Annotated in this window: 12 protein-coding genes; 2 read left to right on the top strand and 10 right to left on the bottom strand. The window is 68.5% G+C overall.

Annotated features, from left to right (window positions below):
• Positions 1-258: 258 nt before the first annotated feature.
• The 9 genes from M2351_RS01115 to ccoN form a co-directional block, all read right to left on the bottom strand.
• A complete protein-coding gene (locus M2351_RS01115; protein ID WP_264654340.1) occupies positions 259-921 on the bottom strand; it encodes a Crp/Fnr family transcriptional regulator in 663 nt (220 codons plus the stop codon).
• A 181-nt stretch (positions 922-1,102) separates the two neighbouring features.
• Positions 1,103-1,303 (bottom strand): cbb3-type cytochrome oxidase assembly protein CcoS, encoded by a 201-nt coding sequence (gene ccoS, locus M2351_RS01110; RefSeq protein ID WP_264654339.1) that lies wholly within the window; start codon positions 1,301-1,303, stop codon positions 1,103-1,105.
• Complete coding sequence (locus M2351_RS01105; protein WP_264654338.1) at positions 1,209-3,692, bottom strand: heavy metal translocating P-type ATPase; 2,484 nt, start codon at positions 3,690-3,692, stop codon at positions 1,209-1,211. Before M2351_RS01105 ends, ccoS begins: the two co-directional genes overlap by 95 nt.
• 49 nt (positions 3,693-3,741) lie before the next feature.
• Positions 3,742-4,266: a FixH family protein gene (locus tag M2351_RS01100; RefSeq protein ID WP_264654337.1), complete on the bottom strand. Its 525-nt coding sequence runs from the start codon at positions 4,264-4,266 to the stop codon at positions 3,742-3,744.
• A gap of 55 nt (positions 4,267-4,321) precedes the next feature.
• Positions 4,322-5,872: a cytochrome c oxidase accessory protein CcoG gene (gene ccoG / locus M2351_RS01095; RefSeq protein WP_264654336.1), complete on the bottom strand. Its 1,551-nt coding sequence runs from the start codon at positions 5,870-5,872 to the stop codon at positions 4,322-4,324.
• A gap of 253 nt (positions 5,873-6,125) precedes the next feature.
• Entirely contained in the window at positions 6,126-7,013 is an 888-nt protein-coding gene (gene ccoP, locus M2351_RS01090) for a cytochrome-c oxidase, cbb3-type subunit III (RefSeq protein ID WP_264654335.1), read from the bottom strand.
• A 3-nt stretch (positions 7,014-7,016) separates the two neighbouring features.
• Positions 7,017-7,178 carry a cbb3-type cytochrome c oxidase subunit 3 gene (locus M2351_RS01085; protein ID WP_209770558.1) on the bottom strand — a complete coding sequence of 54 codons (162 nt, stop codon included), beginning with the start codon at positions 7,176-7,178 and terminating at the stop codon, positions 7,017-7,019.
• Positions 7,179-7,191: 13 nt separating this feature from the next.
• Complete coding sequence (ccoO, locus tag M2351_RS01080) at positions 7,192-7,932, bottom strand: cytochrome-c oxidase, cbb3-type subunit II (protein WP_264654334.1); 741 nt, start codon at positions 7,930-7,932, stop codon at positions 7,192-7,194.
• 21 nt (positions 7,933-7,953) lie between these two features.
• Positions 7,954-9,450, bottom strand: coding sequence for a cytochrome-c oxidase, cbb3-type subunit I (gene ccoN / locus M2351_RS01075; protein WP_264654333.1), 1,497 nt, complete (start codon positions 9,448-9,450; stop codon positions 7,954-7,956).
• A 243-nt stretch (positions 9,451-9,693) separates the two neighbouring features.
• On the opposite strand from ccoN, the gene M2351_RS01070 reads away from it, so the two are divergent.
• A complete protein-coding gene (locus M2351_RS01070; protein ID WP_264654332.1) occupies positions 9,694-10,227 on the top strand; it encodes a hypothetical protein in 534 nt (177 codons plus the stop codon).
• A 55-nt stretch (positions 10,228-10,282) separates the two neighbouring features.
• Positions 10,283-11,491 carry a class I SAM-dependent rRNA methyltransferase gene (locus tag M2351_RS01065; protein WP_264654331.1) on the top strand — a complete coding sequence of 403 codons (1,209 nt, stop codon included), beginning with the start codon at positions 10,283-10,285 and terminating at the stop codon, positions 11,489-11,491.
• Between the two features lie 82 nt (positions 11,492-11,573).
• On the opposite strand, the gene M2351_RS01060 is transcribed toward M2351_RS01065, so the two are convergent.
• Positions 11,574-12,893: a class I SAM-dependent RNA methyltransferase gene (locus M2351_RS01060; protein ID WP_264654330.1), complete on the bottom strand. Its 1,320-nt coding sequence runs from the start codon at positions 12,891-12,893 to the stop codon at positions 11,574-11,576.
• Positions 12,894-12,898: the final 5 nt, after the last annotated feature.

The following is a 12,898-nucleotide window of genomic DNA, read 5'->3' as shown; positions in this document are numbered from 1 at the left end:
TGTTCGGATCCTGAAGCGGGGGCTGTTGCGGCCGGTCTTGTTCTTGTGAGGGTGCCGGCCATCGGGCGGGCGATGTTAGCCCTCTCTTGCGCGCCCTGCCAGGGGGTGCTCGCACGAATCATGCGAAAATCGCTCGATATGCGACATTTCAGACCACGGACGACGTTGGTCGCGATCGTTCCGGATCCGAATCGGAATGGCGCCGCCGATCAAACCGGCAGCGCAACGATTCAGGATCCTGTTGAAGGAGCGGGTGGCTCAGCAGCCCTCGGCCATGTCGTAGATGGCGTCCATGTCGCTGATCAGGACCTTGTTTCCTTCCTGAAGCGAAATGACCCCGGCGGTCTTCAGCTGGGTGAAGGTGCGGCTGACCGTTTCCGTGGTCAGGCCCAGGTAGTCGGCGATGTCGGCCCGGCTCATCGGCACGTAGACAGGGTTTTCCTTGTGGCCGCGCCGGGCGGCGCGCTGCGACAGCATCAGCAGGAAGGAGCAGATTTTCTCCTTCGCCGTCTTGCGGCCGAGCAGGAGCATCTGGTCCTGCGCCGCCGCCAGCTCGTTCGACGCCATGGAGAAGAGGCGGCGCTGCATCTTCGGAAACTCGTCCATCAGCGCGTCGATCTTCTTGCGCGGAAAGCGGCAGAGCGTCGCGGTGGTGACCGTTTCTGCCGTGTAGGCGTAACTCTCGTTGACGGCGAGGCCGAGGAAGTCGCCGGTGACCAGAAAGCCGGTGATCTGCCGCCGGCCGTCGGGCAGCAGCTTGTACAGCTTCACCGTGCCGGCGGTGACGTTGTAGAGCGCGTCGGCGCCATCGCCTTCGCTGAACAGGGTCTGGTTGGCTTCGACGCGGACGGTCTGCAGGATGTCGGCGAGACGGCGCAGTTCCTCCGGGTCCAAGGCGGCGCAGACCGTGAGGCTGCGCACGGGACAGGCCCCACAGGGGTTCATGTCGCTCGCGGCGCCCTTTTCGCGGGCGCGTCCCATGTCGAAGGGTGGCATGGCGTGACCCAGCCCTAGCCGTGCAAGGCCCCCATCATGGTCATAATCGTTCCGTTTCGCAACGGTGCTCGCATGACCCCCTGCCGGATTGTCATAAACCTTCCGGTCAGGCACCCTTCATGGGCGTCTCGCCCGGCGCCGCCGCGGCCTTCGGTTGCGGCGGGGGCGGATCGTCGTCGAACAGGATGCGGTGGGCCGCCCCGTCCAGGTCGTCAAACTGGCCGGACTTGAGAGCCCACAGGAACGCCCCCAGCCCCAGCAGGCCCAGGCTCAGCGCGATCGCGATCAGATAGAGAAGCTCGGTCATTCATTAGATCCCTGGGCATCAGATCCCTGGCCACCGCGGCGCGGCTGAGCCGCAGCGCGTTGGCAATGACGATAAGGGAGGAGGAGGACATCGCCAAGGCGGCGAGCAGCGGGGTCAGCAGGCCCAGCATGGCCAGCGGCACGGCGCACAGGTTGTAGACCAGCGCGATGCCGAAATTCTGCCGGACCAGCCGGCCAGAGCGGCGGGCGACCTCGAAGGCCTCCACGATGGGCCGCAGGTGGCGGCCCTGGAAGACCACGTCGGCGGCGGTCTGGCTGACGTCCACCGCGGTGGAGGGCGACATGGACACGCTGGCGGCGGCCAGCGCCGGGGCGTCGTTCAGCCCGTCGCCGACCATCAGCACCTTGCGGCCCTGGGCGGCGAGGTCGGCCAGCACGGCGGTCTTGTCGGCCGGCGTCTGCTCGGCACGCCAGTCCTCGATGCCCAGCCGGGCGGCGACGGCGGCCACGGCGCCGCGGCGGTCGCCGGACAGCAGCCGGACGTCGATGCCCCGCGCCTTCAACGCCCGGACCACCGCCGCGGCGTCGGCGCGCGGTGCGTCGAGGAAGGTGATCTGGACGGGCGCTGCGCCCGGACGGGCGAGCCACAGCTCCGGCCCGGCCATCTCCTCTGCCGACTCCGGCGCGCCGGTGAAGCGGCGGCTGCCCAGGCGCACCTCGCCGTCGGCCGCGTCGAGCGCAAGGCCGGCGCCGGGAATCTCACGCACGCCGGCGGCGACGGCGACACCGGGAACGGCGCGGGCCAGCGCGCGGGCCAGCGGGTGGCGGCTCGCCCCGGCGAGCGACGCGGCAAGGCGCAGGTCGTCCTCCGCCACGCCGGCGAGCTGCGGGACGGGGCGCCCCTCGGTCAGGGTGCCGGTCTTGTCGAAGACGACGGTGTCGATGACGGCCAGCCGCTCCAGCGCCGTGGCGGTCTTCAGCAGGATGCCCTGCCGCATCAGCCGGCCGCTGGCGATCACCTGCACCACCGGCACGGCCAGCGCCAGCGCGCAGGGGCAGGTAATGATCAGCACCGCCACCGCGTTCATCAGCGAGTCCTGCCACGGGGCGCCGACCAGCAGCAGCCAGACGAGGAAGGTGCTGAGCGCGGTCACATGCACCACGGGGGCGTAGAGGCGCGACACGCGGTCGGCGATGGCGACGTATTTGGCGCGGCCCTGCTCGGCCACCTCCATCAGGCGGACGATCTCGGCCAGCAGGGTGCCCTCCCCCACCGCCGTGACGGTGACGCGCAGGGGAGCCGTCAGGTTCAGCATGCCGGCGAACACCTGGTCGCCCGGCCGGACGGAGCCGGGCACCGTCTCGCCGGTGATCAGCGCGGTGTCGAGGTCGGACACACCATCGGACACGCGGCCGTCCACAGCGATGCGCTCGCCCACCGCGACCAGGATGGTGGCGCCGGGGCTGACCTGCTCCGGTGGGACGATGGCGCTGCGGCCATCCTCCCGCAGAACAGTGACGGAGGTCGCGTGCAGGCCGAGCAACTGCTCCGCCGCCGACCGCGCCCGCCCGCGAGCGCGCTGGTCGAGGTAGCGGCCGATCAGCAGGAAGAACAGCAGCATCATCGCGCCGTCGAAATAGGCGTGCTCGCCGCTGTGGATCGTCTCGAACAGGCTCATGCCCGTGGCGAGCAGGACGCCGATGGTGATCGGCACGTCCATGTTGGTGCGCCCGCGCCGCAGCGCCCCCAGCGCGGAGCGCGCGAAGGGGCGCAACGCGTAGGCGATGGCCGGCATGCAGATCAGCGCGGAGATCCAGTGCATCAGGTCGCGCGTGGCGACCCCCATGCCGGTGGCGTGGCCGGCCCAGACCGACACCGACAGCAGCATGACGTTGCTGGCCCCGAAACCGGCGACGGCGAGCGAGCGCAGAAGCTCCTTCTCCGACTTGGCCTGGGCGTCGCCCAGCCGCTCTGGGTCGAAGGGCACGGCCCGGTAGCCGATGCGCGCGATGGTGTCGATGACGGTGTTGGCGTCCGTCGCGTCCTCGCGCCAGGTCACGGTCAGGCGGCGCGTCGTCATGTTGAGCCGGGCGTGCGTCACCCCCGGCTGCCGCCCCAGCGCCGTCTCGATCAGCCAGACGCAGGCGGCGCACTGCATCCCGTCCACCATCAGGTGCAAGGTCGCGGTGCCGTCGGCGGCGCGCTTGGCGTGTGGGGCGTAGTCGGTCGGCGGGGCATCGCTGTCCGGCCGCAGGGGCCGGGCCGCGGGATCCACCAAACGCCGCTCGTAGTAGCGCTCCAGCCCCAGCCCGCGGACGAGGTCGAAGGCGGCCGCGCAGCCGGTGCAGCAGAAGGGGCCGGCGCCGTCGGAGGCGGTGGTGCCGCTTCCCTCCGCGTGCTCCTGTCCGCAATGGAGGCAGACGGTCATGTCACAAGACCTGGATGTGGATTTTGAGATGGCTTACTTGGCCTCGATTTTACTTCACAGTGATGCGCTTTTCGTCCTGGTAGTCGCCGGTCGCGTGCTCGATCTCCACACGGAGGTCCCACTGGCCGGGCATGGGCAACGCCACTGGCGCGCCGAAGCGCCCTTCGCCCAGGTAGGGCAGGTCCAGGGCGACGTCGTGGCCCTCGCTGGTCGGGCGGATGAAGGTGACCTTCACCTTGGCGTCCTTCAGCAGGTTGCCGTACTTATCGTGCAGGGTCAGCGCGACGAGGCCCTTCTGCGACTCGGTCCCGGTGAATTCCGTCTCCACCTTCCAGCCGCGCTCGGCCTGGGCGCGGGCGCCGGCCAGGTCCTGGTTGTACTTGATGCCCTTCATGAAGTGCTGTTCGGTCTGCACACCGGTCCAGCTCGACATGGCGTAGTGCACCATCAGGGCGTTGACCGCGATCACCACGGCGAAGCCGGCCACGAAGATCCAGGGAATGTACCAGCCGGGCTGGCGGCCCATCCGGCGGGGCGGCAGGCGGCGGTTTCCGGCGTCGGTGGACATCGTCATCGCGTTTTGGACCTTGGTTGTCAGGGTGAAGCGAAGCGGTGGGCGGGGCCGGCCGCTAGTTGGCGGGCCCCATGAAGACGGACTCGTAGGTCGCCGTCTCGCCGTTGGCCGAGGTCAGCCGGAAGGTGAGAGGCTGGGAGGCGCCTTGCAGGCTGGAGCGCGGGGCGGTCACGAAGATGCGGTAGGTCGCGACCATGTCGGGCGCGGCGGTCAGGCGCTGCTGCGTCTCCTGGTCCTCCTGCTCCTCGCCGGCGACGGCGATGCGGGCGCCCGTCAGCCCGGCCACGGCCAGCGTGTAGTCACGCGGGTCGCGGGTCATGTTGGAGATCTTGAAGGTGTAGGCGTTGCGCACCGTGCCGTCGGCCAGCGTCACGAACAGCGGCGCGCGGTCGCGCAGCACGCTGATGTCCAACCCCGGCTTCAGGACCAGCCCGATCGCGATGGCGCCGGCGATGACCAGCATCATCATTGAATAGAGGATCGTGCGCGGGCGGATCAGGTGGGTCGGCGCCGGTTGGCCGGTGGTGGCGAGCGCCACCTGGTTGGTCTGGGTGTCGAACTTGATCAGCCCGGTCGGGCGGCCGACCTTGGTCATGATCTCGTCGCAGGCGTCGACGCACAAGCCGCAGCCGATGCACTGCATCTGCAACCCGTCGCGGATGTCGATGCCGGCCGGGCAGACCTGGACGCAGTTGAAACAGTCGATGCAGTCGCCCAGCCCCTCGGCCTTGCGCTCCTCCCAGCTCTGCGACTTGCGCATCAGGCTGCGGCCCTCGCCGCGCCAGTCCTGGTAGGTGACGATCAGGCTGTCCTCGTCGATCATCGCCGACTGGAAGCGCGGCCAGGGGCACATGTAGGTGCAGACCTGCTCGCGCGCGAAGCCGGCCAGCAGGTAAGTCGTGCCGGTGAACAGCGCGATGAAGCCGACCGCGGTCGAGGAGGCCTCGAAGCGAGCCAACTCGCCCAGCAGCGTCGGGGCGTCGGTGAAGTAGAAGATCCAGGCGCCGCCGGTCGCCGCGGCGATCAGCAGCCAGATCAGGTTCTTCAGCGCCTTGCGGCCGAGCTTGCGGGCCGTCCAGGGGCCCTGGTCGAGACGGATCCGCTCGCCGCGGTCACCCTCCACCAGCCGTTCGACCCACACATACAGGTCGGTCCAGACCGTCTGCGGGCAGGCGTAGCCGCACCAGACGCGTCCGGCGAGCGAGGTCGCCAGGAACAGACCGAGCGCCGCCAGGATCAGAGCGCCGGTCAGGTAATAGATCTGCTGCGGCCACAGCTCCACGACGAACAGGTAGAAGCGGCGGTTGGCGAGATCGAGCAGGACCGCCTGGTCCGGGGCGTTCGGCCCGCGGTCCCAGCGGATCCAGGGAAGCACGTAGTAGATCGCCAGCAGCACGGCCAGCGCAGTCCATTTCAGGCGGCGGAAGGTGCCCGACACGGCCTTCGGATAAACCTTGCTGTGCTTCTGGTACATCGACCGCGACGCGCGCCGTTGCGCCTTCGGCGGCGCGGCCGTCAGGGCTTCGGCGCCCGGGGTGGTGTCGGCCGGTGATTGCGCGGTGGGCGCCTGCCCCTTGGACGGCTTGATGTCCGTGCTCGTGCTCATGACCTCGCCTTCTCGTTCGTTCGTCGGGCTTCTGCGTTCGGCGGGCCTGCCCGTTCGTCGAAAAAGCGGGACGCCCGTGCCGACGTGGTGCGGCTTTGGCGAGGGGACTATGGCGGCAGATCGTCACAGGGGCATTGCGCTGGATCAATGGAATCGGGGCGCATTCGGAGGCGGCCCGGCGGTGCGGCGGGCGCAAAAAGAAAGTGCCGGGGAGTCGCCTCCCCGGCACCGTAGAACCAACCGAAGCCTTGGCTTACTTGCCGCCGCCCAGGTTGTGGACGTAGACCGCCAGCGACTTGATCGTGGCGTCGTCCAGACGCTTCGACCAGGCCGGCATCACGCCGGCGCGGCCGTTGGTGACCGTCTGAACGATGGTCGCCTTGTCCGCGCCGTACAGCCAGTTCGCCTGGACCAGCGGCGGGGCGCCGACGTCCATGCCGGCCGCCAGCGAGCCCTGCGCCTTGTCGCCGTGGCAGGCGGCGCAGTTCTCGTCGAACACGGCCTTGCCCTTCTCGGCGGCGGCGGCGTCGGTCGAGCGCTTGTTCAGCGACAGGACATACTCCGCGACCTGGTTGATCTGCTCCGGCTTCAGGATGCCGTCGCGACCGAAGGCCGTCATGCCGCTGCCCGGCGTGCCGCGGGTGTCCGCGTCGTCGGAACGGATGCCGTGCTGGATGGTCTTGTAGATGTCGGCGGTGGTGCCGCCCCACAGCCACACGTCGTCGGCGAGCGTCGGGAAGCCCTTGGCGCCCTGGCCGCCGGCGCCGTGGCAAGCGGCGCAGTTCTCGTTGAAGTAGGAGCGGCCGCCGGCCATCGCGAAGGCAAGGAGATCCTTGTCCTTCTGGATGTCGTCAACCGACTTGGCCGCGATCGCGGTCAGGTACTTCTCCTGGGCCTTCTTGCCCTCGGCCAGCTTGGCGACGATTTCCTCGCGCTGCGAGTAGCCGAGCAGACCCTTGGTGTAGGTCTTGCCCAGCGGCCAAGCCGGGTACAGGACGTAGTAGACGAGCGCCCACGCGATACAGACGTAGAAGATGTACAACCACCATTTGGGCAGGGGGTTGTTCAGCTCCCGCAGGCCGTCCCACTCGTGGCCGGTGGTTTCGACGCCGGACAGGGCGTCCTTTTCCTTCTGTGCCATGGCCTAAAACTCCTGACCATCATCCTTGAGCGGGATCCGGGCGGCGTCTTCGAACTTGCCCCGGTTCCCGGGCCACATGGCGTAGACCACGATGCCAGTGAAGAGCAGGGTCAGCCAGATGGTCCAGAAGGACCGCAGGGCAATGGTGATCGAATCCAAGTCCATGGATCCCTCCCGGTTACTGCTGGAGCTGCTTCGGCGACTGGTACTTGGTGAAGTCCACCATCGTGCCCAGGACCTGCAGGTAGGCCACGAGCGCGTCCATCTCGGTGACGCCCTTGTTGCCCGTGAAGTTCGCCACGACGGCCTTCGGGTAGCGCTTGGCCAAGCCGGCGGTGTCGCCGTCCGGGCTCTTCTGCGCTTCGAGGTCGGCCTTGGCGTTGGCGATCTGGTCGTCCGTGTAGGGGACGCCGACGATCTTCAGGGTCTTCATGTGATCCTGAATGTCGGCGTACTTCAGCGGACGATCCTTCATCCAGGAGTAGCCCGGCATGATCGACTCCGGCACCACGGCGCGCGGATCGATCAGGTGGGCGACCTGCCAGTCGTTGGAATACTTGCCGCCGACGCGGGCAAGGTCCGGACCGGTGCGCTTGGAGCCCCACTGGAAGGGATGGTCGTACATGCTTTCCGCGGCCAGCGAGTAATGCCCGTAACGCTCCACCTCGTCGCGGAACGGACGGATCTGCTGGCTATGGCAGTTGTAGCAGCCTTCGCGGATGTAGATGTTCTGGCCAGCCAACTCGAGCGGCGAGTAGGGACGGACGCCCTCCACCTTCTCGATGGTCGACTCGATCGTGAACAGCGGGACGATCTGGACGAGGCCGCCGATCGACACGGTGATCAGGATCAGCACGATGAGCAGAAGCGTGTTCCGCTCGATCGTGTCGTGGCTAAAGCCCTTTTTTTCCTCAGCCATTTTCTTCAGATCCTCCGGGCGTTAGGCCGCACCGACCGCCGCCTTGTGCGGGGCGGTGGCATAGGGCTTCTCGATGCGGACGTCACCCTTCGCCGTGCGCCACAGGTTGTAGACCATGATCAGGGCGCCGGTCAGGAACAGCAGACCGCCCATCGCACGGATCACGTAGAAGGGATGCATGGCCGCAACCGTCTCGACGAACGAGTACTGGAGGAAGCCGAGGTTGTCGTAGGCGCGCCACATCAGGCCCTGCATGATGCCCGACACCCACATGGCCGTGATGTAGAGCACGATGCCGATCGTGGCGGTCCAGAAGTGGTAGCTGACCAGGCGCAGGCTGTAGAGCTGCGAGCGCTTCCACAGGACCGGAACCAGGTAGTAGATCGCGCCGAAGGAGATGAAGGCCACCCAGCCGAGCGCACCGGAGTGCACGTGGCCGATGGTCCAGTCGGTGTAGTGCGACAGGGCGTTGACCGGCTTCACGGACATCAGCGGGCCCTCGAAGGTCGACATGCCGTAGAAGGCCACCGACGTGACGAGGAAGCGCAGGACCGGGTCGGTGCGCAGCTTGTCCCAGGCACCCGACAGGGTCATGATGCCGTTGATCATGCCACCCCAGGACGGCATCCACAGCATGACCGAGAAGGTCATGCCCAGCGTCTGCGCCCAGTCCGGCAGCGCCGTGTAGTGCAGGTGGTGCGGGCCGGCCCAGATGTAGAGGAAGATCAGGGTCCAGAAGTGCACGATCGACAGCCGGTACGAATAGACCGGCCGCTCAGCGCGCTTCGGCACGAAGTAGTACATGATGCCGAGGAAGCCGGCGGTCAGGAAGAAGCCCACCGCGTTGTGGCCGTACCACCACTGCACCATGGCGCTCTGGACGCCCGAGACGAACGGGTAAGACTTCATCCCGGTCAGCGACACCGGGACGTTGACGTTGTTGCCGAGATGCAGGATCGCGACGGTCAGGATGAACGCCATGAAGAACCAGTTCGCGACGTAGATGTGCGACTCCTTGCGGGTCATCACCGTGCCGATGAACTGGATGGCGTAGAGGACCCAGATGACCGTCAGGTAGAGGTCGAGGATCCACTCCGGCTCCGCGTATTCCTTGCCCTGGGTGTAGCCGAGCACGTAGCTGAGCGCCGCCAGGACGATGAAGACGTTGTAGTTCCAGAAGATGAACTTCGCGAGGCCGTCGCCGCCGAACAGGAACTGGCGGCTGGTGCGCTGCACGGAGTAGAGCGAGGTGGCGAACAGAACGTTGCCGCCGAACGCGAAGATCACGGCCGACGTGTGGACCGGCCGCAGGCGACCGAAGCTCGTCCACTCAAGGCCGAGGTTCAGCGCCGGAAAAGCAAGCTGCAGCGCGATGAAGACGCCGGCCAGGAAGCCGACGACGCCCCAGAACACTGCAGCGATGACGAAGAGTCGGACGGCGTCTTCGTGGTAACGCACATTTTCCGACACCCGCTGGCTGCCCAGGGCGGCCCCTGGCGTCAGAGTCGCTGATGTCATTCAATCTCTCCCGTTTGCCCCGGGCGGCTCGGGCCGCTCCCTCTGAGGTTGCACCACCGCTGGGTACGTACTGTTAAGGAGGGGGGCAGGTTCGCGCACGATGCACACATGCCGACGCCGGACGCGCCTGCCTCCAATAGGCCCAATATGTGTAGGGGTGGGTTTGGCAACATTGATCTACGTCAACGACCGTTCCGACCGCCCGCTGCCATCGTTCATCGTCCTTCACGCGGCTGCATGGGCATGGACGACAGCTTCATCGCGAAACCTCTCGGTCAGCGCCAGATCGACCAGGCCTATCCGCTGGTGCGGGCGGTCGCCCCGGACTTGGCGGTCGAGCAATGGCGCGCATTTGCCGCAGTGTTTCTCGCGCGGAAAGAGGCGCCCGCGGCGCCGAGCGGCATCATGACCGTCCAGAACGCGCGGGGGTACATCCACGGCCTGTATTCCTTCACGGTCGAGCAGAGCCTCCGCCACGGCCGAATCCTGGCCGTGACCAACGTCGTCGTGCTCGACCTGTTCGACATGACGGGCCCGGCGGAGACGCTGCTGCGCTCCATGGAGGGGCTGGCGCGCGGCCACGGCTGCTCGGCCATCCACACGACCCTGCTGGAGGGCGCTGCGGAGCCGGGCTCGCAGCCGTCCCTGCTGGGCTGTTTCCGGAACGAGGGCTACCGGGCGGAGGCGCTGCGCCTGTGCAAGCCGCTCGACGGCGCCAACGACAACAAGGCCCGGCCGCAGCAGAGCGATTCGCGGGACGCCGAACGCCCTCTGTAGAGTCCGCAAACGTGATGGATTGCGCCCGGCGGCCAAGGCGCTAGGATGCGCTCCCATGACCGACACCACGACCAAACCCGTCAAGTACCGGGCGATTCATCTGCAGGCCGGCCGCCAGCGGCGCGTCCTGCACGGCCACCCCTGGGTCTATTCCAACGAAGTCCAGATGGACACGGCGGCCAAGGCGATCCCGCCGGGCAGCCCGGTCCGCCTGCTCGACCCCGGGGGCACGCCGCTGGGCATCGCCACGTTCAACCCGCACACGCTGATCGCCGCCCGGATGCTGTCGTCCGATCCGGCGACGGTGGTGGACCACGCCTTCATCGCCGGCCGGCTCCGCCGCGCGGTGGAGATGCGCGAGAAACTGTTCGACCGGCCCTACTACCGCGTCGTCCACGCGGAGGCCGACGGGCTGCCGGGGCTGATCGTGGACCGCTACGGCGACGTGGTGACGGTGCAGGCCAACAGCGTCTTCATGGACCAGCGGATCGACGACATCCTGGCGGCGCTGGACGAGGTGCTGGCCCCGCGTGCGGTGATCCTGCGCAACGACAGCACCCAGCGCGCGCTGGAGGGGCTGGCGGAGGAGACCCGGCTGGTCAAGGGCGAGATCGACGGGCCGATCCGGCTGGAGGAGAACGGCGCCACCTTCTTCGCCGACCCGCTGGGCGGGCAGAAGACCGGCTGGTTCTACGACCAGCGCGACAACCGCGCCTTCATCGCCAGCCTCGCCAAGGGGGCGCGGGCGATCGACTTCTTCAGCTACAACGGCGGCTTCGGCGTGCTGTGCGCGGTGGCGGGGGCGGAGTCGGTGGTGTCGGTGGACCGCTCGCAGGGGGCGCTCGACAACGCGACCCGCGCGGCGGAGGCCAACGGAGTCGCCGACCGCTTCGAGGCGCGCCGTGCCGACGCCTTCAACGAACTGGAGCGGCTGAACGCCGCCGGCGAACTCTTCGACGTGGTGATCGCCGACCCGCCGGCCTTCGTGAAGTCCAAGAAGGACCTCGCCGTCGGCTGCCGCGCCTACCGCAAGATGACCCGCCTGGCCGCTAAGATCACGAAGCCCGGCGGCTTCCTGCTCTGCGCCTCGTGCAGCCACAACGTCGACACGCCCACCTTCGCCGAGCAGGTCGCCCGCGGCCTGACCGACGCCGGCCGCACGGGCCGCATCCTGCGCAGCGCCGGCGCTGGGCCGGACCATCCTGTGCACCCGCACCTGCCGGAGTCGGCCTACCTGAAGGCCATCGTGATGCAGCTCGACTGAGGGTAAGGAGAAAATTCACCACAGAGACACAGAGGCACGGAGGGCGTGGACTCTCTGTGTCTCTGTGGTGACTCTTTGTTCTTCAGCGCCGGAATACCCCGACCACCTCGACATGGGCGGACCACAGGAACTGGTCCACGGGGTAAACACGTTCCAACGCGTAGCCCCCGTCGACCAGGGTCCGGGCGTCGCGGGCGAAGGTGGCTGGGTTGCAGGACACCCCGACAACCAGCGGCACCTTGCTGCCCGCCAGGGCTTGGGCCTGGGCCGCCGCCCCGGCGCGCGGTGGGTCGAAGACCACCGCGTCGAAGCGGGCCAGATCCTTCGCGGTCAGCGGGTTCTCGAACAGGTCGCGCCGCTCCGTGGTCAGGCGCAGCCCGCCGACCTCCTTGGCCAGAGCGGCCAACGACGGGGCGTCGCCCTCCACCGCGTGGACCGCGGCGCGCTGGGCCAGCGGGACCGCGAAGGTGCCGAGCCCGGCGAACAGATCGGCCACACGCCGGGCCTCCCCGACCGTTTCCAGCACCGCCGCGACCAGCGCGGCCTCACCTTCGGCGCTCGCCTGCAGGAAGGCGCCGGGCGGCGGCGTCACCGGATGGCCGGCGAAACGCACGGCCACGGGGCGCCGGTGGACGATGGGCTCCGGCATGCCCCGATCATCGGCCTGCCAGGAGATGCGGGCGACCGCCGCCTCGTCAAACGCGACCAAACGCTCCCGCACGGCGCGGTCGAGGCTGCGCGGGCCGACCAGCACGAGGTCGATGCCGCCCTCCAGGTCGGTGGCGATGACGTCGCAGCCGCCGCCGTCCCGCAGGACGTCGAGCAGCAGGGTCCGCAGGGGCTCGATCAGCGCGGCCAGCCGCGGCAGCAGGACCGGACAGTCCTCCAGGTCGGCGAGCCGGTGGCTCTGCCGCTCGTTGAAGCCGAACCAGACGCGCCGGCCCCGCTTCAGCGCCGCGAAGCGGGCGCGGCGGCGCGCGGCCGGCGGCGTGCGGGAGAGCGGAGCCATGGGCGCGTCGCCGAGACCAACCCGGGCCAGCGCCCCCCGCACCAGACCGACCTTCCAGCCGGCGTAGGCCGCATCGTCCATGTGCTGGAGCGTGCAGCCGCCGCAGCTGCCGAAATGGCCGCAGGGCGGCGTGCCGCGGCCCGGGCCGGGTTCCAGAATCTCCAGAAGCTCGGCGCGCAGCCCCTCCCCCTTCGACTCGCCGCCCGAATCCTGGACGCGCACCCGCACCCGGTCGCCGGGGACGGTCAGCGGGACAAAGAGCTTGGTCCCCTCGGCGGAGGCGATGCCGTCGCCGCGGGCGCCGACCTCGGTGACGGTCACCTCGACGGTGCGGGGTTCGGCGGCCGGTTGCGGGCGGCGCTTGGGAGGGAGACGCTTGGCAGGACGGGTCACGGGCG

The sequence above is a fragment of the Azospirillum canadense genome (genome assembly GCF_025961225.1).
Lineage (GTDB): Bacteria > Pseudomonadota > Alphaproteobacteria > Azospirillales > Azospirillaceae > Azospirillum > Azospirillum canadense.
This window is presented reverse-complemented; position numbering and strand designations above follow the sequence as displayed.